Origin of the sequence: Actinoallomurus soli (assembly GCF_024055715.1) — a bacterium.
In the GTDB taxonomy this organism is placed as follows: domain Bacteria; phylum Actinomycetota; class Actinomycetes; order Streptosporangiales; family Streptosporangiaceae; genus Actinoallomurus; species Actinoallomurus soli.
Window position 1 is genome coordinate 1146645 of sequence record NZ_JAMXMV010000001.1, and the last position, 22652, is coordinate 1169296.

At 74.7% G+C, this 22652-nt stretch carries 20 protein-coding genes; 18 read left to right on the forward strand and 2 right to left on the reverse strand.

All coding sequences use genetic code 11. The annotated features are described in order from the left end of the window. Positions 1 to 137: 137 nt before the first annotated feature. Entirely contained in the window at positions 138 to 1004 is an 867-nt protein-coding gene (locus NDW01_RS05205; RefSeq protein ID WP_252817061.1) for a universal stress protein, read from the forward strand. 19 nt (positions 1005 to 1023) lie between these two features. On the opposite strand, the gene NDW01_RS05210 is transcribed toward NDW01_RS05205, so the two are convergent. Then, entirely contained in the window at positions 1024 to 1776 is a 753-nt protein-coding gene (locus NDW01_RS05210; protein ID WP_252817062.1) for an HAD family hydrolase, read from the reverse strand. 191 nt (positions 1777 to 1967) lie between these two features. Between NDW01_RS05210 and NDW01_RS05215 the strand changes: the two genes are divergently transcribed. The 9 genes from NDW01_RS05215 (at position 1968) to NDW01_RS05255 (ending at position 12655) form a co-directional block, all read left to right on the forward strand. After that, positions 1968 to 2396 (forward strand): hypothetical protein, encoded by a 429-nt coding sequence (locus NDW01_RS05215; RefSeq protein WP_252817064.1) that lies wholly within the window; start codon positions 1968 to 1970, stop codon positions 2394 to 2396. Beyond that, positions 2393 to 3358: a hypothetical protein gene (locus tag NDW01_RS05220; protein ID WP_252817065.1), complete on the forward strand. Its 966-nt coding sequence runs from the start codon at positions 2393 to 2395 to the stop codon at positions 3356 to 3358. Before NDW01_RS05215 ends, NDW01_RS05220 begins: the two co-directional genes overlap by 4 nt. Then, positions 3342 to 4688, forward strand: coding sequence for a V-type ATPase 116kDa subunit family protein (locus NDW01_RS05225; protein WP_252817066.1), 1347 nt, complete (start codon positions 3342 to 3344; stop codon positions 4686 to 4688). The genes NDW01_RS05220 and NDW01_RS05225 overlap by 17 nt, the downstream gene beginning before the upstream one ends. Next, positions 4658 to 5068, forward strand: a complete 411-nt coding sequence (locus tag NDW01_RS05230; protein WP_252817067.1) for an ATP synthase subunit C — start codon at positions 4658 to 4660, stop codon at positions 5066 to 5068. The genes NDW01_RS05225 and NDW01_RS05230 overlap by 31 nt, the downstream gene beginning before the upstream one ends. 1 nt (position 5069) lies before the next feature. Continuing rightward, entirely contained in the window at positions 5070 to 5648 is a 579-nt protein-coding gene (locus tag NDW01_RS05235; protein ID WP_252817068.1) for a hypothetical protein, read from the forward strand. Next, the gene (locus NDW01_RS05240) at positions 5636 to 7318 is read left to right on the forward strand and encodes a V-type ATP synthase subunit A (RefSeq protein WP_252817069.1); all 1683 of its coding nucleotides are present in this window, start codon (positions 5636 to 5638) and stop codon (positions 7316 to 7318) included. Before NDW01_RS05235 ends, NDW01_RS05240 begins: the two co-directional genes overlap by 13 nt. Continuing rightward, the gene (locus NDW01_RS05245; protein WP_252817070.1) at positions 7308 to 8660 is read left to right on the forward strand and encodes a V-type ATP synthase subunit B; all 1353 of its coding nucleotides are present in this window, start codon (positions 7308 to 7310) and stop codon (positions 8658 to 8660) included. The genes NDW01_RS05240 and NDW01_RS05245 overlap by 11 nt, the downstream gene beginning before the upstream one ends. Next, on the forward strand, positions 8657 to 9268 hold the full coding sequence (locus tag NDW01_RS05250) for a V-type ATP synthase subunit D (RefSeq protein ID WP_252817072.1): 612 nt from the start codon (positions 8657 to 8659) through the stop codon (positions 9266 to 9268). Before NDW01_RS05245 ends, NDW01_RS05250 begins: the two co-directional genes overlap by 4 nt. Positions 9269 to 9937: 669 nt before the next feature. Further along, on the forward strand, positions 9938 to 12655 hold the full coding sequence (locus tag NDW01_RS05255; RefSeq protein WP_252817074.1) for a cation-translocating P-type ATPase: 2718 nt from the start codon (positions 9938 to 9940) through the stop codon (positions 12653 to 12655). A 7-nt stretch (positions 12656 to 12662) separates the two neighbouring features. Here the strand turns inward: NDW01_RS05255 and NDW01_RS05260 are convergent, their stop codons facing one another. Then, entirely contained in the window at positions 12663 to 13466 is an 804-nt protein-coding gene (locus NDW01_RS05260) for a rubrerythrin family protein (RefSeq protein ID WP_252817076.1), read from the reverse strand. A gap of 495 nt (positions 13467 to 13961) precedes the next feature. Between NDW01_RS05260 and NDW01_RS05265 the strand changes: the two genes are divergently transcribed. The 8 genes from NDW01_RS05265 to NDW01_RS05300 all read left to right on the forward strand — a co-directional run bounded on the left by NDW01_RS05265 (position 13962) and on the right by NDW01_RS05300 (position 22599). Continuing rightward, entirely contained in the window at positions 13962 to 14990 is a 1029-nt protein-coding gene (locus NDW01_RS05265; RefSeq protein ID WP_252817077.1) for an Lrp/AsnC family transcriptional regulator, read from the forward strand. Next, positions 14987 to 15910, forward strand: coding sequence for a polysaccharide deacetylase family protein (locus NDW01_RS05270; protein ID WP_252817079.1), 924 nt, complete (start codon positions 14987 to 14989; stop codon positions 15908 to 15910). The genes NDW01_RS05265 and NDW01_RS05270 overlap by 4 nt, the downstream gene beginning before the upstream one ends. Then, entirely contained in the window at positions 15907 to 17235 is a 1329-nt protein-coding gene (locus tag NDW01_RS05275) for an MFS transporter (RefSeq protein ID WP_252817081.1), read from the forward strand. Before NDW01_RS05270 ends, NDW01_RS05275 begins: the two co-directional genes overlap by 4 nt. Then, positions 17232 to 18041, forward strand: a complete 810-nt coding sequence (locus NDW01_RS05280; RefSeq protein WP_252817083.1) for an SDR family NAD(P)-dependent oxidoreductase — start codon at positions 17232 to 17234, stop codon at positions 18039 to 18041. Before NDW01_RS05275 ends, NDW01_RS05280 begins: the two co-directional genes overlap by 4 nt. Then, a complete protein-coding gene (locus tag NDW01_RS05285; RefSeq protein WP_252817085.1) occupies positions 18038 to 19066 on the forward strand; it encodes a ketopantoate reductase family protein in 1029 nt (342 codons plus the stop codon). Before NDW01_RS05280 ends, NDW01_RS05285 begins: the two co-directional genes overlap by 4 nt. Beyond that, positions 19063 to 20259 carry a M20 family metallopeptidase gene (locus NDW01_RS05290; RefSeq protein ID WP_252817087.1) on the forward strand — a complete coding sequence of 399 codons (1197 nt, stop codon included), beginning with the start codon at positions 19063 to 19065 and terminating at the stop codon, positions 20257 to 20259. The genes NDW01_RS05285 and NDW01_RS05290 overlap by 4 nt, the downstream gene beginning before the upstream one ends. Before the next feature lie 162 nt (positions 20260 to 20421). Beyond that, entirely contained in the window at positions 20422 to 21366 is a 945-nt protein-coding gene (locus NDW01_RS05295) for an alpha/beta hydrolase (RefSeq protein WP_252817089.1), read from the forward strand. A gap of 201 nt (positions 21367 to 21567) precedes the next feature. After that, a complete protein-coding gene (locus tag NDW01_RS05300; protein ID WP_252817092.1) occupies positions 21568 to 22599 on the forward strand; it encodes a class I mannose-6-phosphate isomerase in 1032 nt (343 codons plus the stop codon). Positions 22600 to 22652 lie beyond the last annotated feature (53 nt).

Genomic DNA, 22652 nt, shown 5'->3' on the forward strand with positions numbered 1-22652 from the left:
CCCAGCCGCCCGGAATCCCGCGTACGAGAGGCGGACCGCCCGTCGTTGCGGGACCTTCGGCCTCTGGCGGCCGTCGTCGCCGGCGGATGCGATGGGAGCGGACACGGCCGGGATCCGTTGCTGAGGGAAGGATGGTCATGCGTGAGATCGTCGTCGGCGCCGATGGGTCGGACCAGAGTCTCCGGGCGGTCGAGTGGGCGGCCGAGGAGGCGGAACGCAGGGCTCTGCCCCTGCGGATCGTGCACGCCGAGGCGGAGTGGATGTACGACACCCCGGTCGACCCGAGGCTCGGTGGCGTACGGGAACTGCTGCTGACCGGTGGCAAGGAGCTGCTGGCCAGGGCGGAGGCCGTCGCGCGCGAGCGTGCCCCCGGCGTCGCCGTCAGCGCGGAGACCGCACCCGGTCAGGTCGCGCGCGTCCTCCTGGAGAGGGCGGGTGACTCGGCGATGGTCGTGCTGGGCGGCCACGGCATGGGGGCCGCGACCGGCCTGCTGCTGGGTTCGAGCACGCTGCAGGTCGTCACGCACGCGAAGGTCCCCACCGTGGTCGTGCGCGACCTGGAACCCGCGGAGCGGCGGGAGATCGTGGTCGGAGTGGAGGGACCGGCGGTCAGCGAGCCGGCCGTCGGGTTCGCGTTCGAGGAGGCCGCGCTGCGCGAGGCCCGGCTGCGCGCCGTCCACGTCTGGACCTACCCCGCCTCGAGCGGCCCGGGCGACATGCGCCCGCTGGTGTACGACCCGAGGCTCGTCGCGGAGGAGGAGCTGCGCCTGGTGGAGGCGTCGCTGGCCGCCTGGCGGGACAAGTTCCCCGAGGTCGAGGTCGTCTTCGACGTCGAGCACGGCCGGCCGGTGCGGATCCTCGGCGGCGCGTCGGCGCGGGCCGACCTCCTCGTGGTCGGCACCCGGGGCAGGGGCGGCTTCACCGGTCTGCTCCTGGGATCGGTGAGCCACGGGCTGCTGCATCACGCCCACTGCCCGCTGGCCGTCGTACCGGCCGCCCGCTGAACCACCCCGCCCGCCCGCGCTAATGGCGCCCGATCAGGGCGGGGGCCCTGAGCAGCGTCACCTGCGCGAGATCCTCGATCACCACGTCCGCGCCGTACGCGCGGAGTTCGGCGCCCCGGCCGACGCGGTCGACCCCCACCACGAGCCCGAAGCCGCCGTGCCGTCCGGCCGCCACGCCGTCCGGCGACTGCTCGATGACGGCGGTCCGCGTCGGAGGCGTCCTCATCCGCAGCGCCGCCTCGATGAGCAGGCAGGGTTCGAGGTGGCCGGGCAGGCCGGTGCCCGGCGCGTCCAGGCCGTCCAGCCGTACGTCGAACATGTCCGCGACGCCGGCGCGGGTGAGCAGTTCGGCGGCGTACCGGTCGACGGAGATCGCGGCCGTGCGCAGCCGGTGGCGGCGCGCCGCGCGAACGAGATCGACGGTCGAGGCGAAGGGCGCGATCCCGTGCCGGCGGACCTCGGTGAGGAACAGCCTCTCCTGGCGCTCGACCAGGTCGAGGACGATCTCGGCCGGCGGCGCCGGCCCCCGGGAGGCGAGGAACTCGCGCACCCCGCCGGATCGTGGTCGGCCGTGGAAGTACCGCAGGTAGTCCGCACGGACCTCGAACGGCCGGAAGCCCGCCTCCCGTCCCGTGGTGTGAGAGCGCAGGAACGGGTCCAGCACCGACTTCCAGGCGGCAGCCGCCGGCCGAGCCGTGTCGAGGACGACACCGTCGACCCCGAAGATGATCGCCGCGACGTCGCCGCCGAGCACGCATCGATCGGTCCGCACCCGTCTCACCCCTCTTCGGTCCTGTGCCTGACTTCGGCCCGCCTCTTCACTCCAGGCGAATCCCCGGCCGGGCCGTAGGGACGAACTTCCCGCGTGTCCGGGGACTTCGGTCCCTTACCAGGGCGAAAGTCCCGAAAGCCGGTCCCATGTGACCCTGCCGCGCGCGACCCGGCCACCGTGAGGATGTGAGCATGGGAAGGCTGCGCGGGTTCCTGGAACGATTCAGGCCGACCGGGGTTCCCGGCGCCGCCGCGCGTGCGGGCGTGCCCGCCGACCGGGCCGCCGAAGACCGGGCCGAGCTGGCCGGTGTGTTCGCGGCCATGGAACCGGTGCAGGCGGAGTGCCGGGAGATCCGCGAGGCCGCCGAGCGCGCGGCACACGACGTTCGGCGCCGCGCCGACGAGGAGGCCACGGCCCTGCTCGGCGCCGCGAGGGCGCGAGCACAGACCGAGCGGGCGGCCGCGTCCGTGGCGGCGGGACGATCCGCCGCCGCCGAGCGCAGAGTGATCGTCGCCGACGCCGAGCGGCGCGCGGCGACGATCCGGGAGCGCGCCGACGAGCGGCTGCCCGCGCTGGTGACCCGGGCCGTCGAGATGGTCAAGGCGATGACCGGGGAATGAGCGCAGCCTGGGTCGCGGGGAGCGTCCGGGCCCGGGCGCTGGTGGCCCGGCGGCGGATGCCGGGCATCGCGCGCCGCATCGCCGGCCGGCCGAACCTGGGCGACGCCCTCCGGCTGCTGGCCGCGACGCCGTACGGCCACGACGTGCGCGAGGGGCAGGACGTCCTCGCGGCGCAGCACGCGGTGGCGGCCACCCTGCTGTGGCATCTGCGGGTTCTGGCGGGGTGGCTGCCGCCCCGGGGCGCGGCGCTCCTGCGGGTGCTGGCCGGCTGGTTCGAGATCGCCGACGTCGAGGCGCGTCTCCTCGGCGGGCCCGCCTTCGACATGGGTGCGCTGGCGACCGTCCGGCCCGGCCTCCGGAGCGCGGCCGACCTGCGCGCCGCGCTCGCCGCCTCGCCGTGGGGCGATCCGGGCGGGAGCGATGACCGGGCGGTCCGGCTGGGCATGCGGATCTCCTGGGCCCGGCGGGTCGCGGCCGTGTCGGTGGACGCGCGGCCATGGGCGGCCGGTGCCCTCGCGCTGCTCGTGGCCCGCGAACGGTTCCTGACCGGCGAGACCGTGCCGGTGCCGCCGTCCGACGGGGCACTGCCGGTGTCGCCGGCGGACAGGGCCGCGCCGGTATCGCCGTCCGACGGGGCACTGCCGGTGTCGCCGGCGGGTCTGCTCGTGAGGGACGCCGGGCGGGCCGGCGGCCTGGCCGAACTGTCGCGCCGGCTGCCCGGCGACGCGGCCTGGGCACTGCAGGGCGTCGCCGGTGAGCACGACCTCTGGGCGGCGGAGGCGCGATGGTGGACCCGGGTCGAGCGGGACGCCGCGGACCTGCTGGCGGGCGCTGGTCACGGCCCAGAGCCGGTGCTCGGCGCGGTCGCCCTCCTGGCGGCGGACGCCCGGCGGGTGCGCGCCGCGCTGGAACTGGCCGCGCGCGGCGGCTCCGTGGAGGCGTTCGATGCCTTCGCTGGGTGAGGCTCTGCGCCCGGTCCGGATGGAGCGGATCGCGATCGTCGCGCCGACCGAGGCGCTGCGGGACGTGCTCGTCCGCGTCGCGGACGCGGGCGTCGTCGAGTTCGACGGAAGGTCCGCGCCTCCCGATCCGGACGCGGTGCTGTCGCCGCGGCCACCGCCCGGCGCCGCGCGTCCCGCCGTCCTCCTCGGTGAGGCACGCCTCGGCGAACGCGCCCGTGCCGCAGCCGTCCACAGCGGCCTGTCCGCGCTGACCGGATGGGCGCCGGCGACCGCGGTGCCGGGCATGACCGACCGGCTCGCGCCCGTCGGCGGGGGAGTGGTCGTGCTGTCCCGGCCGCCCGGCGCGGACGTTCCCTCGCTCCTGCGCGCCGAGGGGCTCCGCGGGTCGCTGACCCCGCTCGTCGAGACGTACGGCACCGTTCCGTACCGGGACGTCGACCCGACTCCGGCCGCGGTGGGCGCGTACCTGCTGATGTTCGGGATGATGTTCGGCGACGTCGGCCACGGCCTGATGCTGCTGGCCGTGGCGTTCGCGCTGCGCCGCCTGCGCCCTCTCGCCCGGTTCCGCGCGGCCTGGCCCCTGGCGGCGGGCGCGGGCCTGGCCGGGATCGGCTTCGGTCTGCTGTACGGCGAGTTCTTCGGCCCGACCGGCCTGGTCCCGGCGATCTGGCTGCGGCCGCTCGACCGGCCGGTTCCGCTGCTCGTCGCGGCGGTGGGCGTCGGAGCGGTCCTGCTCATGGGCGCGGCGCTCCTGGGCGCCGTCAACCGCGTCCGGGAGGGCGGCTGGCGGGCCGGTCTGTACGCGCCCACCGGGATCGCCGGCGCGGGTCTGCCGGCCGGCCTCGGACTGGTCGCCGGGGGCTGGTACGCCGGGACGACCTGGCCGGTCCTGCTCGGAGCCGCCGTCGCGTCGGCCGGGCTGGCGCTGATCTTCGCGGGATTCGCCGGGGAGAGCGGCGTCGTCGAGGCGGTGATGGAGGTCTTCCACACCGTCCTGGGGCTCGGCTCGAACGTCGCGTCCTTCACCCGGCTGGCGGCCTTCGGCCTCGCGCACGCGGCGGTCGGCCTGATCGTCTGGAACACGACCCGCGCCCTGTGGCACGCGCCCGGCGCCGGCACGGTCGCCGCCGTCGTCGTGTTCGCCGCGGGAAACCTGCTCGCCTTCACGCTCGAGGGCGTCGTTGTGGCCGTCCAGGCCCTGCGGCTGGAGTACTACGAGCTGTTCTCCAAGGTGTTCCAGGTCCAGGGACGGCCGTTCCGGCCCTGGCACATCCCGATCGTCACCGAGGAGGTCACCCCATGTCCGCCTGGATCATCGCCCTCCCGGTGATCGCCGGTGGCGCCGTCGTGACCCGGCTGCTCCGCCGCCGGGGACGGTGCGCGCTCCGTCTGCTGGTCGCGGTGAACGTCGTCATGGCCGCGGCCGCCCTCGCCGTCACGGCGGCGGCGCTGGCGGCCGGGCCCGCGTCGGCGGCGGCCCGGCCGCCGGCTCCGGCCGGGAACTGGGCGGCGCTGCTCGGCGCGGCGGTCGCGGTCGCCGGATCGTGCGTGGGGGCGGGGATCGCGGTGGCCTACACCGGGTCGGCCGCGCTCGCCGCCATGAGCGAACGGCCGGAGCTGTTCGGGCGGGCGATCGTGATCGTGGGCCTGGCGGAGGGAATCGCCATCTACGGTCTGGTCGTCGCGATCCTCCTGCTGGGGAAGGTGTGACATGGCGCCGGGCGGGGGTGATCCCGCCGTGACCGGGACGACGGTGGAAGAGGCCGACGCGACGCGCCCGGGCCGGCGGGAGCCCCTGCCCGGCACCGGCCCGGTCGTCCGGTACCTCATCCGGACGGCGCGGCGGGACGCCGATCGGATCCGCGCGGAGGCCGCAGCCCATGCCGCCGCCACGGTCGGGCGGGCACGTGCGGAGGCGGACGCGCTGCTGGCCGACGCGCGGGCCGCCGGAGCCGCGGAGGGCGCGGCGCTCGCCGCCGAGAATCTCATCCGGGCCCGGCGCGAGGCGCGGGCGATCGTGCTCCGCGCCCGTCGCGACGCCTGCGAACGGCTGCGCGCGCAGGTACGAGCGGCCGTCTCCGCCCTGGTGCGGGACGATCCGGCGCTCGCCGACCGGCTGCGCGCGCTCGCCCGTGACCTGGCCGGCGCCGGCGCGGAGATCGTCCCTGGGGCCGGCGGGGGCTTCATCGCGCGCGGGGACGGCACGCTCGTCGACTGTTCGCCGTCCGCCCTCGCCGACCGCGCGTTCGAGGCCCTCGGCGCGGAGGTGGAACGGCTGTGGGCACCCTGACACGGGTCAACGGCCCTCTCGTGGAGGTGGCCGGCCTGCCCGGACTCGCGATGTTCGAGCTCGTGGGGCTCGGGCCCGTCCGCCTGCCGGGGGAGGTGGTCGAGATCCGGGGAGACCGGGCGACCGTCCAGGCGTACGAGTACACCGGGGGTCTGCGCGCCGGGGATCCGGCCACGGCGTACGGCCGGCCGCTGTCGGCCGGCCTGGGCCCGCACCTCCTGGGCGGGGTCTTCGACGGGCTGCTGCGCCCGCTGTCCGGCGCCGACGTCTGGCTGACCGGCGCGCGTACGCCGTCCGGTGGCCGGGAGTGGCGGTTCACCCCGCTGGTCACGGCCGGGGACCCCGTGGACCTGGAGACGCCGCTGGGCGAGGTGGAGACGGCCGGCGCGCCGTCCTACCTGGTGCTCGCACCGGCCGCGGGCAGGGTCGGCGCGATCCGGCCGGCCGGGCCGGTCGGCCCCGGCGAGCCCGTGGGCCGCGTCGGCGGGCGCGACGTCACGCTGCTGCGCCGGTGGCCCGTCCGGCGCCCCATGCCCTACCGCGAGCGGCTGGAGGAGGTCGTTCCCCTGACGACGGGGCAGCGGGTCGTCGACCTGCTGCTGCCGGTCTCCCGGGGCGGCACCGTCGCGGTGCCCGGAGGATTCGGCACGGGCAAGACCGTGCTCCTGCAGCAGATCGCCAAGTGGTGCGACGCCGACGTCGTCGTGTACGTCGGCTGCGGGGAGCGCGGGAACGAGATGGCCGAGGTGGTCGCGGCTCTCGCGGAACTGGCCGATCCCCGGACCGGCGGACGGCTCGCCGACCGCACCGTGGTGATCGCCAACACCTCGAACATGCCGATGATGGCGCGGGAGGCGAGCATCTACACGGGCGTGACCGTGGCCGAGCACTTCCGTTCCATGGGACACGACGCCGTCGTCATCGCCGACTCCACCTCCCGCTGGGCCGAGGCGCGGCGCGAGTTCGCCTCCCGCAGCGGGGCGATGCCCGCCGAGGAGGGGTACCCCGCCGACCTGGCCTCCGCGCTGGCCGCCTTCTACGAGAGGGCCGGCCGGGTCACGACCCTCGGCGGGCGCACCGGCTCGGTGACGGTCATCGGCGCGGTGTCCCCACCCGGCGGGGACATGACCGAGCCGGTCACCGCCCACACGCAGCGGTTCGTGCGATGCCTCTGGACGCTGGACCGCGACCTGGCGTACGCCCGGCACTACCCGGCGGTCTCCTGGAGCGCGTCGTTCGCCCGTGACGCCGAGGCGATCGCCGGGTGGCACGCCCGTGAGGGACGGCCGGGCTGGGGCGAGCGCCGCGCGAGGGTGGCCTCGCTGCTGGCCGAGGCCGATCGGCTGGCGCTCCTCGCCGAACTCGTCGGCGCGGCCGCCCTGCCGGCCCGCGAGCGGGTCGCGCTGCTGGCCGGACGCCTCCTGCGCGAGGGCGTCCTGCAGCAGAGCGCGCTCAGCCCCGCGGATGCGTTCTGCGACGCGGAGCGGACGATCGCGCTCACCGACGCGGTCCTGGGCGTCATCGGCCGCTGCGAGGAACTCGCCGCCCGCGGCGTCCCGGCCGGCCGGATCGAGCAGAGCGACTTCTCCCCGGTCCTGCGCGCCAAGGACGACGCGCCCGACCCGGAGACCGTACGTGCCCGGGCGGAGGGGGTGCCCGGTGCGCCCTGACCTGGAGTACACCGACATCGCGGCGCTGCACGGGCCGCTCATCGTCGTACGGCGGACGTCCGGCGTCGGCTGGGACGAGTTCGCCCGGATCCGGTCGGCCACCGGCGAGGAGCGCCACGGCCTGGTCCTGGAGGTCCACGAGGACATCGCGCTGGTCCAGGTGCTGGAGGGCACCGCCGCGATGACGACCGGCGGCACCCGCGTGACGTTCACCGGCGGCCCGCTGCGGATCCCGGTCGGCGACGGCTGGCTCGGCCGGGTCTGCGACGGGCGCGGGGAGCCCCGGGACGGCGGCCCGCCCGTGTTCGGGACCACGACCGCGGCCGTCTCCGGGTCTCCGCTGAACCCGACCCGCCGGCTGCCTCCGGCCGACCCCGTGCTCACAGGGGTGTCGGCGATCGACGCGCTGACCACCCTGGTCCGGGGACAGAAGATCGCGATCTTCTCCTCCGCCGGGCTGCCGCACCTCGAACTGGCCGCCCAGATCGGCGCGCAGGCGAACGCGGGCGGCGAGCCGTTCAGCGTCGTGTTCGCCGCGATGGGCCTCACCCACGCCGACGCCGCGACCGTACGTGACGCGCTGGAGGAGCGCTCGGCCGCCGGAGAACTCGCCCTGCTGCTCAACCTGGCCGACGACCCCGTCATCGAACGGGTGCTCACGCCGCGCCTGGCGCTGACCATCGCCGAGCACCTGGCCTTCACCGGCGGGCGGCACGTCCTGGTCGTCATGGCGGACATGCTCGGCTACTGCGAGGCGCTGCGCGAGGTCTCGGTGGCACGCGGTGAGATCCCGGCCCGGCGGGCGTACCCCGGATACCTCTACAGCGATCTCGCCTCGCTGTACGAGCGCTGCGGCCGCGTCCGCGGCATGCCGGGGTCGGTGACCGTCGTGCCGGTGCTGACCATGCCCGCGCGCGACATGACCCATCCGGTCCCCGACCTCACCGGGTACATCACCGAAGGGCAGATCGTCCTCAGCCCGGACGTCCCGGTCCGGCCGCCGGTCGACGCGCTGTCGTCCCTGTCCCGGATGATGCGCGCGGGCGTCACCCCGGCGCACCTCGACCTCGCCGCGCAGTGCCTCGCCGCGCTCGCCCGCGCCCGGCAGGCACGTGAGCTCGCCGAACTGGTCGGAGAGACCGCTCTCGGCGACACCGACCGGCGTCATCTCGACTTCGAACGGGCGTTCCTCGACCACGTCGTGGCGCAGCGCGCGGACGAGTGCCGCACCCTGGCCGAGACCGTCGACCGCGTCTGGCGGGCGCTCGCCGTGCTGCCGCGCCGCGAACTGACGATGATCGCGGGGGACGTCCTCGACGCGCGTCATCGGGAGGCCGTGTGACGTCCTCGTACCGGATCCCTCCCGGCCGGGCCGGACGGCTCTGGCTGCGCCGGCGCATCGACATCGCCGAACGCGGTCACGACCTGCTGGAACGGAAGCTCCGCATCCTTCACCGGGAGCACGAACGGCTCGCGCTGCGGGCCGACCGGACGGAGGCGGAGTGGACGACGGCATGCCGGCGGGCCGACACCTGGCTGCTGCGCGCGGCCCTGGCCGGCGGCCGTCGATCGCTGTGCCCGGCGCCGGGCCTCGCGGACGTCACCATCACCTGGAGACAGGCGATGGGCACCCGCTACCCGGAGCAGGCGGTTTGCGCCCTTCCCGCGTTCCCGGACACGCCGCCCTGCTCGGCCGCGCTCGTCGAAGCCCGCGACGCGTGCCGTGCCGCGGTGGCGGCCGCCGCCCGCTACGCGGCCGCCCGGGCGGCCGAGCGCGTCGTGGCCGGTGAGATCACCGCCACGCGCCGGCGGGTCCGCGCCCTGGAACGGCGCTGGATACCACGGCTGACCACCGGGTTGAGCGCCGTGGAACTGGCACTGGACGAAGGGGAACGCATCGACCGGGCGCGTCTCCTGCGGGCGTCCGCTCAGCGCACGGAGGCGTACTGATGGATCCGGCAGTGACGGTGCCTCCGGCAGACCGCGTTGTTCCGGCTGATGATGGATCTCGCGTTGGCGTCGGCCACCGTCTGAACACCGCGCACCCTGGACGGGCTCCGGATGGTGGCGGAGACGACGTTGTGACGGCCGTTCCCGATCCTGTTGTCATCACCGGCCGGAGCGGTCCTCGGGGCCGCTCGGGGCATCGGTGCCGCCTCCGCGCCGATGTGAAGCGCCCCTGCCAGGGCCGCGAGGACCGTGAGACTCGCAAGTGCGCCGAGACGACCGAAGACGGTTCCCCTCATGAGACCTCCTGCCGCGTGACGGACCATCGCCGACATGCTCGGGCACGGCGCGCCGTACGCCTCTGAGCTACGACATCCGGTGCATCGGCTCTCATACCCGGCGACCGGGCGTGGCTCGCGCCCGGCGCGGTCCGAGAGCAGATGATTGGCCGGGCTTTGCAGCTGTATGAGGTGATCGTCCGCCGGCCTGATCGTCCGCCGGCCTGATCGGCCTCCCGCGGCGGAGGGGAGCCGAAGGTCCCTCCCGCACGGGGAGAACGCCCCTGAGACGCGGTCGGTCTCCGATGGAGGGTTGAGGTCACAGCCCGAGTCGCGCCGCCGCTCCGCCACGCCGGTGGCCCGGGCGCGGCTCGTATCCCGGGAGGCGAGTGCGGTGACCATCGAGACCGGTGCCGGAGGAGAGATGATCGAGGCCGACCAGCGAGGGCTGTCGTCGGACGAGGCGGCCACGAGACTCGGCCGCGACGGCCCGAACGTCCTGCCGGGCCGGCCGCCGACGCCTCTCTGGCGGCGGATCCTCGCTCAACTGCGCGATCCGCTGATCATCGTGCTGCTGGCGGCCGCCGCGCTGACGATCGCCACCGGCGACTGGACCGACACCGCGGCCATCCTCCTCGTCATCGTCGTGAACACCTCCGTGGGGGTCGGGCAGGAGGTCCGCGCGGACCGGGCGATCACCGCCCTTTCCGAGCTCACCGCACCGACGGCACGCGTCGTCCGGGACGGGGTCCAGCAAGCGATTCCCGCCGCCGACGTCGTCGTCGGCGACCTCCTGGTGCCGGCGGAGGGCGACATCGTCCCGGCGGACGCGCGGCTGGTCGAAGCGGCGGCGCTGCTCCTCGACGAGTCCTCGCTCACCGGTGAGTCCGTGCCGGTGGCCAAGGAGGTCGGCGGCGACGAATCGCTGTGGGCGGGCACCGTCGTGGTCAAGGGCCGGGGCCGGGCCAGGGTCACCGCGGTCGGCGCGGCCAGCGCGACCGGGCGGATCGCCGGGATGATGGGCCGAGGCGGTGGCCTCACCCCGCTGCAGCGGCGCCTGGTCGGCATCGGCCGGCTGCTCGCCGGGGCCACGGTCGTGCTGTGCGCCGCGGTCCTGGCGCTCGGCCTCGTCCGGGGGCAACCCGTGGAGCTCATGGTCGTGACCGCGATCAGCCTGGTGGTCGCGGCGGTTCCCGAATCGCTTCCCGCGGTGGTGACCCTGAGCCTGGCCCTGGGCGCCCGCCGGATGGCCGCGCGTCACGCCCTCGTACGCCGACTGCCTGCCGTGGAGACGCTGGGATCGGTGACCGTGCTCGCCACGGACAAGACCGGCACGCTGACCGAGGGCCGGATGGTCGCCCGGAGACTCTGGACCCCTGCCGGCGAAGCGACGATCACCGGCTCCGGATACGCACCCCTGGGGGAGATCCTGCCGTCCGGGGGTCTTCAACCGCCGTCGGCGCCGAGGATCGTCGTTGCCCGTGCCACCGGGATTCCCGGCACGGAAAGGCCGGGTCCGGCGGGGGGTGAGGCGGTGACCGCCCTGCTGTCGGCGGCGGCGCTGTGCAATGACGCCAGGCTCGCCCCGCCTCAGGCCTCCGACGGGGAGTGGGAGGCCCTCGGCGATCCGACGGAGGCCGCGCTGCTGGCCGCCGCGGCCAAACTGGGACTGGACCGGGAGGAGCTGAACGCCCGGCTGCCCCGAGTCGCCGAGCAGCCCTTCGACAGTGAGCGCAAGCGCATGAGCACCGCCCACCGCCTGCCCGACGGCCGGCTCCGCGTGATCTGCAAGGGAGCGCCCGAGTCGCTGCTGCGCCCGTCGGTGCTGGCCGACGACCCGGGGCTGCTCGCCGCGGCCGCCGGCCGGGCCGACGAACTCGCAGGGGAGGGCTTCCGGGTGCTCGCCGTGGCGCGCGCCGATCGCGAGCGACCGGGGGACGAACTCGAACAGGGCCTCCACCTGCTCGGTCTCGTCGCCATTCTCGATCCACCGCGTACGGCCGCCGCCGACACCATCGCCGCCTGTCGCCGCGCCGGAATCAGGCCGATCGTCATCACCGGCGACCATCCCGGCACCGCGGTCGCCGTCGCCGCCGAACTGGGCATCCTGGACGTCGCGGCAGGCCAGGCCGAGTGCCGGTCCCTGGACGGGGCCGACCTGGACGGCGACGAGGTGGGCCGCGTCGGAGTGTTCGCGCGGGCCACCCCGCAGCACAAGCTCCGGATCGTCCAGGCGCTGCGCGAGCACGGGCAGATCGTGGCGATGACCGGTGACGGCGTCAATGACGGTCCGGCGCTGCGCCACGCCGACATCGGCGTGGCCATGGGCCGGCGCGGCACCGAGGTCGCCCGCCAGGCCGCCGACCTCGTACTGGCCGACGACGCGCTCGGCACCGTGGTCGCCGCCGTCGAAGAGGGCCGGCGCGTGTACGCCAACATCCGGCGGTTCCTGATCTACGCGCTGTCCGGCGGCGCGGCCGAGATCGCGGTCATGCTCGTCGGCCCGTTCCTCGGACTGGCGCTACCGCTCCTGCCGGCCCAGATTCTGTGGATCAACCTGCTCACCCACGGACTGCCCGGGGTCGCCCTCGGCGGCGAGCCCGCGCGTCCCGGTGACATGACCCGCCCGCCCCGGCCACCGGGCCAGAGCATCCTCGGCGCGGGACTCTGGCTGCGCGTCATCCGGATCGCCGTGGTCGTCGGCGCCGTCACCCTGGGCGTCGCCGTCTGGGCGCACCACGCGGGGCGCCCGTGGCAGAGCATGGCGTTCTTCACGCTCGGCGCCACCCAGCTCGGCGTGGCCCTCGGCTCCCGCTCCCGGCTCCGCAGCCGGGCGAACCCGATGCTGCCCGCGGCCATCGCGGCGGCGCTGGCCCTGCAGGTGGCGGGGCTCTATCTCCCCGCTCTCCGTGACCTGCTCGGCACCCGGCCGCTGACCGGCCCGGAGCTGGCGGTCGTCATCGCCCTGTCGAGCCTCGGCTACGCCGCCGTACGCCTCGACCGGAGGCTCCATCCGGGCCGGACCGCCGGCGACGCCGCGGGCCGGGTTCCGCCCGCCGTGCGGAGACGGCGGGCGGAACCCGGCCCGGAACAGGACACCGTACGGTCGTGACCTTTTGTCAGGATTCCGACAGCCGGTCGCGGGCCTTCTCGAAGGAACGGGCGTGCCGGGCCTCGTCCTTGGCGTTGTGCTCGAAGGCCCGGGCCGCCTCGGTGTCGCCTGCGGCCCTGGCGCGCTCGGCGAAGGTCGGGTACATCGTCTGCGACTCGTACCGTTCACCGGCGATCGCCTTGGTCAGGTTCTCATGCGTCGTGCCGACGAGCCCGGCCAGTCGCGCCGACTCGGGCAGATGCTCGTGCAACTCGACCTCGCCGGTGCCCTTGAACAGCCGCGCGACGTCGGGGCGGGCGGCGTGCTGCCCGTACAGCCGGTACTTGGCGTACGCCAGCGCCTCCCCGTGCAGCGCGGTGTCCAGGTTCTCCCTGGTCCGTTGCGCACGGACCATGGGCGGACCGGCCGGGACCTCGACCGGTCGCACGCTCGGCGCCGCGGGAACCCTCCCGATCCGGGACCGGGACTCGACGACGCGGAGGGCCGTGTTGAAGGCACGAGCGTGTTTCGCCTCATCGCCGGCGATCTCCCGGAAGCGGTCGGCCGCGGTGGTCTCGCCGGCGCTCTCGGCCTCGCGGGCGAAGCCGGGGTACATCTGCCGGGACTCGTAGCGCTCGCCGGCGATCGCGTCGCGCAGGTTGGCCGCGTCGCCCTTCACCTGGCCGCTCAGCCTGGCCGTGGTCGGGAAGTGCTCGTTCAGCTCGGTGTCGGCCGTGCGCTCGAAGAGACGCGCCACGGACGGCAGCCCTTCCCGCCGGGCCTGCTCGGCGTACAGCCGGTACGAGGCGTTGGCGAAGGCCTCACCGCGCATCGCCTGTGCCAGGTCGGCCCGCGTCTGCGGCGCGGGGTCGGACGCCCGGGGCGCCGATGGGATTCCGGAAGAGATCGCCGAGGCGGCGAACGCTCCGCTCGCCGGGCTTCCGAGTGCGATCGTGCACGCGGCGACGATCAGTGCGCGCGTCGAAAAGGGTTCATGAGTGGACCTCCTCGCCGGACGACAAGCGTCCATCGCCGTTATTCGTAGGGGCTACCCGGCACGGCGCCCCCAACTGGACATCTGGGTGAAACCGGTCACACCGCGTGGGACACGCTTTGTCGTTCGCGGGGACGCTTTGGCGCCTCATGTCTCGCGCCGGGGTATGCCTCGTCGCCTGTTTTGCCGGGGTTATAGGCGTCCCCTGGTCGCACGGAGGCGCCGGCGGCGGCATCCGAGCCTGTGACGAAAAACCTCAAGTTGTGAGCCATGTTGCATGATTACCGCATAAGAGGTCTTGTAGTGATGGAATACGTCGGCCATGATGAGGCGATGGTCGATGAAGAGCCGCTCGGCGAGGTGGATCGCCTCGTGATGGCCGCACTGCAACTGGACGGGCGCGCCCCCTGGCATCTCGTGGCGCGCGCGGCCGGAGTGAGCGAGTCGACGGCACAGCGACGCTTCACCGCGCTACGAGAGCGCGGCGCGGCCCGGGTGATCGGCGTTGTCGACGTGCTTCGCTGCGGGCTCGGCGTTCCGGTGCTCACCCGGGTGTCGTGCCGGCCGGGTTCCGCCGAAAGCGTCGCCGCGGGTCTCGCGGCACGCCCGGAGGCACGTTTCGTCGCGGTCGTGACCGGAGCCGCCGACGCGGTCGCGGAGTTCGTGGTGCCGACCCACCGGCACCTCGCGCGGCTCCTCGGGCGTGACATGCCGGCGCGTGACCAGCTCACCGAGACCGAGACGTTCACCGTGATGCGGACGTTCACCTCCGCGCACGACTGGGACACGGGGCTGCTCGATCCGGACGCCGCCGCGCTGCTCCGTCCGGATCCGGTACGTCCCTTCGAGGACCAGGTCTGGGAGCGGCCGCCGGACCGGCTCGACGATCTGGAGCTGGCCATCGCCGCCGAGCTCGGCGCGGACGGCCGGATGCCCGTCAAGGAGCTGGCCGGCCGGGTCGGCGTCAGCGAGTCGACCGTCGCGCGCCGCATCGACTCCATGGTCGAGCGCGGCTGCCTGCGCTTCCGAACCCTGGTCGAGCCGGTGCTGCTCGGCTTCGCCGTCGAGTTCATGCTCTGGCTCGACATTGAGCCGGCCTGCCTGGCCGACGCCGGACGGCGGCTGGCCTCCCGGCCCGGCGTCAAGTACCTGTCGGCGACCGCCGGCCGGTTCAACCTCTGCGGGCAGGTGTCCCTGCGGCACTTCGCCGACCTGTACGGGTTCATGACCGATGTCGTCGGCGGACTGCCGGGCGTCCGGCGCGCCGATACGACCCTGCAGTTGGAAACGCTGAAGCGCGCCTGGGTGCCCACCGCGCCCGAGCGGCCGGCCGAGGCCCGGAAGGAGAGGAGTGGCCGTTGAGCACAACGATCGAACCCTGGCAGTGGGATGAGGCGACCTGGCGCGGCCATGTGGACCGCGTCCGGGCCGGCCGGCGGCTGGCGCCGCCGTGGCCCGGCGGTGCGAAGGTCGCGGTGGCGCTGTCGTTCGACTCCGACCACGAGACGATCCCGCTGCGAGAGGGGGAGACTCGGCCCGGCAAGCTGTCTCAGGGCCAGTACGGATCACGGGTCGGCGCCCCCCGGATCCTCGCCGCGCTCGAACGGCACGGCGTGCCGGCGACCTTCTTCATGCCGGCGGTGTCCGCGCTGCTGCATCCGGGCGAGGCCCGCGCCTACGTGGCGGCCGGCCACGAGATCGCCGCGCACGGCTGGATCCACGAGCGGAACATGCTGCTGACGCCGGACGACGAGCGCACCCTCGCCATCCGCGCCCTCGACACCCTCGAAGACGTCACCGGGGTCCGCCCGGTCGGGGTGCGCACCCCCTCCTGGGACTTCTCCGACAGCACCCTGGAGATCATCCGGGAGACGGGGTTGATCTACGACTCGTCCCTGATGGCCGACGACGAATGCTACGAGCTCGTCGCCGACGGCGAGCCCACCGGGATCGTCGAGCTGCCGGTCGAGTGGATCCGCGACGACGCCCCGTACTTCATGATGGAGCGGTACGCCTCACTGCGCCCGTACACGCCGCCGCGCGATGTGCTGCGGCTGTGGTGCGACGAGTTCGACGCCGCCCGCGCCCAAGGCGGCCTGTTCCAGCTCACGATGCATCCGCACATCATCGGGCACCGATCGCGGATGGTCGTGCTGACCGAGCTGCTGTCCTACATCGGCACTTTCGACGACGTCTGGTTCGCCACCCATGCCCAGATCGTCGAACACGTCCGGACCGCCCTCGCGGGTCCGCTGGACACCGAGAACGGAACCGGCGCATGAGCATCGCCCACTCCCGAGAAGGAACGACCGCCGCGCCGACCGGCACGCGGTCCGCGCGGATGACCGACCGGCAGCGCCGGGCGGTCGTCGCCGGGGCGGTCGGCAACACCGTCGAGTGGGTCGACTGGGCGGTCTACTCGGCATTCGCGCCGATCTTCGCGTCACAGTTCTTCCCCAAGGGCGACAAGACGGCGGACCTGCTGGCGACCCTGGCGGTCTTCGCCGTCGGGTTCGGCATGCGGCCTATCGGAGCCGCGGTGCTGGGCGCCTACGCCGACCGGCGGGGCCGCAAGGCGGGCATGACGCTGACCATCACCATGATGGCCATCGCGGCGCTCGTGGTCGCCGTCTGCCCGCCGTACAGCGCCATCGGCATCGTCGCGCCGGCGGTGCTCGTCATCGCCCGCCTGGTGCAGGGCTTCTCCGCCGGAGGGGAGTTCGGCACCTCCTCCGCCTTCCTCATCGAGTCGGCTGCGCCGGGCCGGCGGGCGTTCGTCGGCTCCTGGCAGCAGGTGTCGGTCGGCGCGGGCACCCTGATCGCATCGCTGCTCGGGACCCTCCTCACCAGCACACTGAGCGACGGGGCGCTGACGACGTGGGGCTGGCGCGCCGCCTTCGCGGTCGGCGGGCTGCTCGGCCTCATCGGCCTGTGGCTGCGGACCGCGGTCGAGGAGACCGAGGCCTTCGCCGAGGTCGCCCGGAGCCGCGACAACGAGGCCCGGCCGACCCCGCTCCGGGACATGCTGGTGAAGCATCCGCGCGCCGCGCTGCGCGTCGTGGGCATCACGATCGCGGGGACTTTGCTCTACTACATCTGGGTCAGCTACATGCCCGGGTACGCGCACGCCGCCGAGGGAGTGGCGCTCAGCCGCGCGTTCCTGGCCAACACCCTGGCGATCGTCGTCTTCCTCGTGATGCTGCCGTTCGGCGGGATGCTGTCGGACCGGTTCGGCCGCAGGCCGACGATGACCGCTTTCGCCGCCGGATTCCTCGTGTTGTCCTGGCCGGCGTTCCAGCTGGTGGGGGGCGGATTCATGGCCCTGCTGGCGGTCGAGCTGGTCGGGATGTTCTTCCTGGTCGGCTACTCGGCCAACTGCGCGGTCGTGATGGCCGAGCAGTTCCCCGCCGAGGTGCGCACCACCGGCATCGGCCTGCCCTACGCCCTGGCCGTCGCCATCTTCGGCGGCACGGCCCCGTACATCACGACGTGGCTGGCCACGCACGGGCACCGCGACCGGGTGTGGATCTACACCGCGATCGCCGCGGCGATCGGCGTCGTGGTCTACGCCACGATGCCCGAGACCAAGGGAAAGGAGCTCGAATGAGCCCGCACGTCCTCGTCACCGGCGCGGCGAGCGGCATCGGCGCCGCCGTCGCGGCCGCGTTCGCGGCGGACGGCTGGACGGTCACCGGGGTGGACCTGCGGGAGGCGCCGCTCCGCGCGTCCCTGGAGGGACTCGCCGCGACGCCCGTCGTCGCGGACCTGGCCGAACCGGAGGCGCCCGAGCGCGTCGTCCGGCGGGCGTGGGAGTCCGGCGGTCCACTCGACGCGCTCGTCAACGCCGCGGGCATCTACCCGGCCCGCCCCTTCCTCGACCTGGACGCGGCGCTGTGGGACCGCGTTCAGGCGGTCAACGTGCGGGCGCCGATGCTGGCCGTCCGCGCGTACGCCGAACTGGCCATCGCCGCGGGCAGGCCCGGCAGTGTCGTCAACATCACGTCCGGGGCGGCGCTGCGCGCCCGGCCCGGCGCGGCCCACTACAGCACGTCGAAGGCGGCGCTGGAGATGTTGACGAAGGCCGCGGCCGTAGAGCTCGGCGGAGCCGGAATCCGGGTCAACGCGGTCAGCCCGGGGTTCGTCACCGTCGGCAGCGCGGCCAACCCGGTAACCGAGGAGTACGCCGCGGCGGTCTCGGTCAACCCGCTCGGCCGGCGTGGTCGGCCGGATGACATCGCCGCGGCGGTCCGCTGGCTCGTCTCGCCGGCCGCCGAATGGGTCACCGGCTCGATCCTGCGGGTCGACGGCGGCGCGTCCGCGGGGACGACCACACTGCCCGCGCACTGGCCCGGCCTCACCGACGTCCAGGCGCCGGGCACCGGAATCGACGACAATGAAGGAGCGAACGCGTGAGTTCTCGGGAGTACACCGTCGTCGGCGCGGGCGCGATCGGCGGCACCCTCGCCTGGCACCTGGCCAGGGCCGGGCATCCGGTGACCGTCGTGGACGCCGACCCGGACCACGTGGCGGCGATCGCCCGCGACGGGATCGTCCTCGAACGCGGCGGCGTGCGGACCCCGCAGCCGGTCGCGGCGGCGTACACCCTCGAACAGGTGAGCGCGCCGCTCGGCCGGGTGCTGCTCGCGGTCAAGGCCCAGGCCACCCGGACGGCCGCCGAATGGCTCGTCGGCCGACTCGCGGAGGACGGCTACGTCGCCAGTCTGCAGAACGGCCTGAACGAGGAGCTCATCGCCGAGTACGTCGGCGCGGAACGCACCGTCGGCGCGTTCGTCGACCTGTTCGCGGACGTCGTCGCCCCCGGTGTGATCAACGACGGCGGCGCGGGTGCCATCGCGATCGGGGAGATGGACGGAACGGCCTCGACGCGGGTGCGCGACCTGGCGGCCGACCTGGGCGCGTGGGGCCCGGTCACGGTGACCGGCAACGTCGCCGGGTACCTTTGGGCCAAGCTGGGCTTCGGCGCCATGCTGACCGCCACCGCGCTGGCCGACGACACGATGGGCGACCTGCTGGACCGGCACCGGCCGGCCGGGCACCGACTGGCCCACGAGGTCCTCAGCGTCGCGGCCGCCGAAGGGATCATCCTCGAGCCGTTCGACGCCTTCGAGCCCTCGGCCTATGTCGATGGCGCCGACCCGGAGAAGGCGGCCGCCGCCACCGACCGCTTGGTGGCGTGGCTGCGCACGCAGACCAAGACCAGGAGCGGGATCTGGCGCGACATCGTGGTGCGCCGCCGCCCCACCGAGATACCGACCCAGTACGCGCCCGTGCTCGCCGCCGCCGACCGGCACGGGATCGACGTTCCCGTCCTCCGCGTCCTCCTCCGCCAGCTCGCGGAGGTCGAGGCCGACGCCGCGACCATGTCCGAGGAACGCATCGACCTCCTGGACACGGTCGCCCGCGAGGAGGCCCGGTGAGCGCTCCGACGACCTCGACGGCCCTGGCGGAGCAGGTCCGCGCCGGCGTCGACGACATGCTGCGGGACCTGGAGGAGTACGTCCGGCTGGAGACTCCGAGCGACGACACGGCCGCCCTCGCGGCCGGCCGGGACTGGGTGGTCTCCTGGATCGAGCGTCGCCTGGGGGCGCCGGCGTCCGCGCGCACCGAGCCCGGCGCGCCTCACGGTGACACGGTCGTCCTTGAGTACGGGGGGACCGGCATCGGCGCCGAGGCGGGCACGGTGGTGATCCTCGCGCACTACGACACGGTATGGCCGGTCGGGACACTCGCCGAGCTGCCGTTCAGCGTAGAGGCCGAGGTGATCCGCGGACCGGGTGTGTTCGACATGAAGGCGGGTCTCGTCCAGGCCGTGTGGGCGCTTCGCGCAGTGCGCGCGGCCGGCCTTCCCTGCACGCCCGTGCGCTTCGTGCTGAACGGCGACGAGGAGATCGGCAGTCCGGCCTCCCGCCCGGTGATCGAGGAGAGCTGCCGCGGCGCCGCCGCCGTCCTGGTATTCGAGGCGAGCGCCGACGGCGCGGTCAAGACCGCCCGCAAGGGCGTGGGCCTGTTCGACGTCACGCTGACCGGAGTGGAGGCGCACGCGGGCCTCGACCCCACGGCCGGCGCCAGCGCGGTCACGGCGCTCGGAGAGTTCATCGCCGCGGCGTCCGCGCTCACGGACGTCGCGGCGGGCACGACCGTCAACGTCGGCGTGGTCGCCGGCGGGACCCGCCCGAACGTCACGGCGGGATCGGCCCGCGCCCACCTCGACGTACGCGTCGCCGACGAGGCCGAGGCCGCGCGGGTGGAGCGGGCGCTGACCGCGTGGCGGCCGTCCGACCCCCGGGTGACGGCACACCTGGCCGGAGGCTGGAACCGTCCGGTCATGACCCGGACCCCGGCCGTCGCGGACCTGTACCAGCGGGCACGGGCCGTGGCCGCGACGCTCGGGTTCGACCTGCCGGAGACGGCGGTGGGCGGCGCGAGCGACGGCAACTTCGCGGCCGCCCTCGGAGTTCCGGTGCTCGACGGCCTCGGCGCCGTCGGCGGGGGCGCCCACGCCCGTCACGAACACGCCACCGTGCCCGGCATGGTCGAGCGCACCGCCCTGGCCGCCGCCGTCCTCGCCTCGCTCGCCGACACGGCCGCCGGTCTCTCCGCGGCCGGCTGACCCGGACTCCGCCGGGGCGCGGCCGGAGGCACGGGTCCTCCGGCCGCGCCCCCGGCGGCCGGTCCTGGACGTACGCGGACGACGGCGGGTTCACCGGGCGGCGGAGCCATCACACCGGGGCGGCGGTCCGCCGCCGGGCCCGCTGTGCGGGACGATGTCCGCATGCCGGTCACCACAGGAACGGACGTCGCGGAGGAGACCCGCGCGTTCAACGACGAGCTCGCCGCGCTGTACGCCGCCGCCCCGCAACTGCACGAGGTCGACGATCCGCCGGCGTCCCGGGCGGCCCGCGCTCGCGGAGAAGGACCCCTTGCCCCGCCCGGGAGGCTCGCCGAGGGCCGCGACCGTACGATCCCCGGGCGCGCCGGTCCGATCCCGGTCCGGGTGTTCACGCCCGCCGAGGTGCGAGGCGTCTACCTGCACTTCCACGGAGGCGGCTGGACCCTCGGCACGGCCGACTCCCAGGACCCCATGCTGTGGCGGCTCGCCACCGAGGCCGGCGTCGCCGTCGTCAGCGTCGACTACCGGCTCGCCCCCGAGCATCCCTATCCGAACGGCCCGGACGACTGTGAGGACGCCGCGCGCTGGCTCATCGGCGCCGCCGGCCCGGAGTTCGGCGCCGAGCGGCTCGTCATCGGCGGCGAGTCGGCCGGCGCCCACCTCGCCGCCGTCACCCTGCTCCGGCTGGGCGAGGCGGCGAGCGCCTTCCGCGCGGCCCAGCTGACCTTCGGCGCTTACGACCTGTCCATGACGCCGAGCCAGCGCCGCTGGGGCGAGCGGAATCTGGCGCTGTCGACACCGGTCATCCAGTGGTTCACCGCGAACTTCCTGCCCGGGATGAGCCTTGAGGATCGCCGCGCCCCGGACGTGTCCCCGCTGTACGCCGACCTCTCCGGGCTGCCGCCGGCCCGGTTCGTCGTCGGAACCCAGGATCCGCTGCTGGACGACACCCTCTTCATGGCGGCGCGCTGGCGGGCCGCCGGGAACGCGACCGAACTGGAGGTCGTCGCGGAGGCGCCCCACGGCTTCGTCGGTTTCCCGCTGAAGGTCGCCGAGCGCGAGCTGGCCCGCCAGCGCGAGTACATCGCGCACGCCGTCGGCTCCTGACGCGGACGGGGCCACTCGGGCGGATTCGCCGAGGCCACCCGCCCACGGGCATGATCCTCGGCCGGCGCCGTCGGGTGCTCCGGCTCCCGGGAGGCCCGCCGTACCGCGCCGGACGCCCACGTGGCACGCTGGCGAACGAGTGTTCCACCGCGGCCGCCGGAGCCGGCTCCGGCGGCCGCGGACCGACCGTAGGAGAGACCCGTGCGCCCCGTCGTGCTGCCGCCCAACATGCCGCGTTCGTTCTACCGGGGCGCCGGACGCATCGGCCGGTTCCGCGACGCGCCGACGCCCGCCGCCGGGGACCCGTACTTCCCGGAGGACTGGGTGGGGTCGGTCACCGCACGGCACGGGGCCGCGCCGGCCGGCCTCACGACCCTGCCGGACGGGCGCCTGCTGGCCACGGCCGTCGCGGAGGACCCGGAGACCTGGCTCGGTCCGGCGCACCTCGCCCGGCACGGCGCGGACCCGGCCATCCTCGTCAAGCTCCTCGACGCGGGCGAGCGCCTCCCGGTCCACGTGCATCCGGATCGCGGGTACGCCACCGCCCACCTGGCCTCGCCGTACGGCAAGACCGAGGCATGGGTGATCGTCGACGCGGCTCCGGACGCGGCCGTGCACCTGGGGTTCCGGCGGGACGTCGACGCCGGGGAACTGCGCCGGTGGGTGGTCGAGCAGCGGACCGGCGACCTGCTGGCCGCCACCAACCGGATCCCCGTCCGCCCGGGCGACGCCATCGTCTGCCCGGCGGGCCTTCCGCACGCCATCGGCGCGGACATCCTGCTGGTGGAGGTCCAGGAGCCGACCGACTTCTCGGTCCTGCTCGAGTGGGAGGGCTATGACGTCGACGCCGAGGCCGGTCATCTGGGTCTCGGCTACGACGCGGCGCTGGCGTGCGTGGACCGTTCCGCGTGGGACGACCGGCGGATCGACGCGCTGCGCGGCGCCGGCCGCGCGGGCCGCGGCATCCGTCCCGGGGTCGACCGGCTGTTCTCCGCGGCGGCCGACCCGTTCTTCGCCGCCGAGCGCGTCCACCCGGATCCGGTCGGCGTGCTCGACCCGGCCTTCTCGGTGGTCGTGATCACGGACGGCTCCGGGGCGCTGGAGGCCGAGCACGGCGGCCCGCTCGCGGTCCGCTCCGGCCAGACACTGCTCGTCCCGTACGCCGCCGGCCACTGCACTCTCCGGGGCGACCTGCGGGCGATCCGCTGCCGTCCTCCGTACGACACGCCCTGACACGCGCTCCCCGACCCGGCGGGTGGCCACACCACGTCCACGACACGCCTTAG

Bases quoted from the DNA above. Each gene is read 5' to 3' on its own strand.
- NDW01_RS05280 (WP_252817083.1), top strand. From the start codon at position 17,232: ATGAGCCCGCACGTCCTCGTCACCGGCGCGGCGAGCGGCATCGGCGCC.
- NDW01_RS05205 (WP_252817061.1), top strand. From the start codon at position 138: ATGCGTGAGATCGTCGTCGGCGCCGATGGGTCGGACCAGAGTCTCCGG.
- NDW01_RS05275 (WP_252817081.1), top strand. From the start codon at position 15,907: ATGAGCATCGCCCACTCCCGAGAAGGAACGACCGCCGCGCCGACCGGC.
- NDW01_RS05225 (WP_252817066.1), top strand. From the start codon at position 3,342: ATGCCTTCGCTGGGTGAGGCTCTGCGCCCGGTCCGGATGGAGCGGATC.
- NDW01_RS05230 (WP_252817067.1), top strand. From the start codon at position 4,658: ATGTCCGCCTGGATCATCGCCCTCCCGGTGATCGCCGGTGGCGCCGTC.
- NDW01_RS05295 (WP_252817089.1), top strand. From the start codon at position 20,422: ATGCCGGTCACCACAGGAACGGACGTCGCGGAGGAGACCCGCGCGTTC.
- NDW01_RS05220 (WP_252817065.1), top strand. From the start codon at position 2,393: ATGAGCGCAGCCTGGGTCGCGGGGAGCGTCCGGGCCCGGGCGCTGGTG.
- NDW01_RS05260 (WP_252817076.1), bottom strand. From the start codon at position 13,466: ATGCGCGGTGAGGCCTTCGCCAACGCCTCGTACCGGCTGTACGCCGAG.
- NDW01_RS05215 (WP_252817064.1), top strand. From the start codon at position 1,968: ATGGGAAGGCTGCGCGGGTTCCTGGAACGATTCAGGCCGACCGGGGTT.
- NDW01_RS05265 (WP_252817077.1), top strand. From the start codon at position 13,962: ATGGTCGATGAAGAGCCGCTCGGCGAGGTGGATCGCCTCGTGATGGCC.
- NDW01_RS05235 (WP_252817068.1), top strand. From the start codon at position 5,070: ATGGCGCCGGGCGGGGGTGATCCCGCCGTGACCGGGACGACGGTGGAA.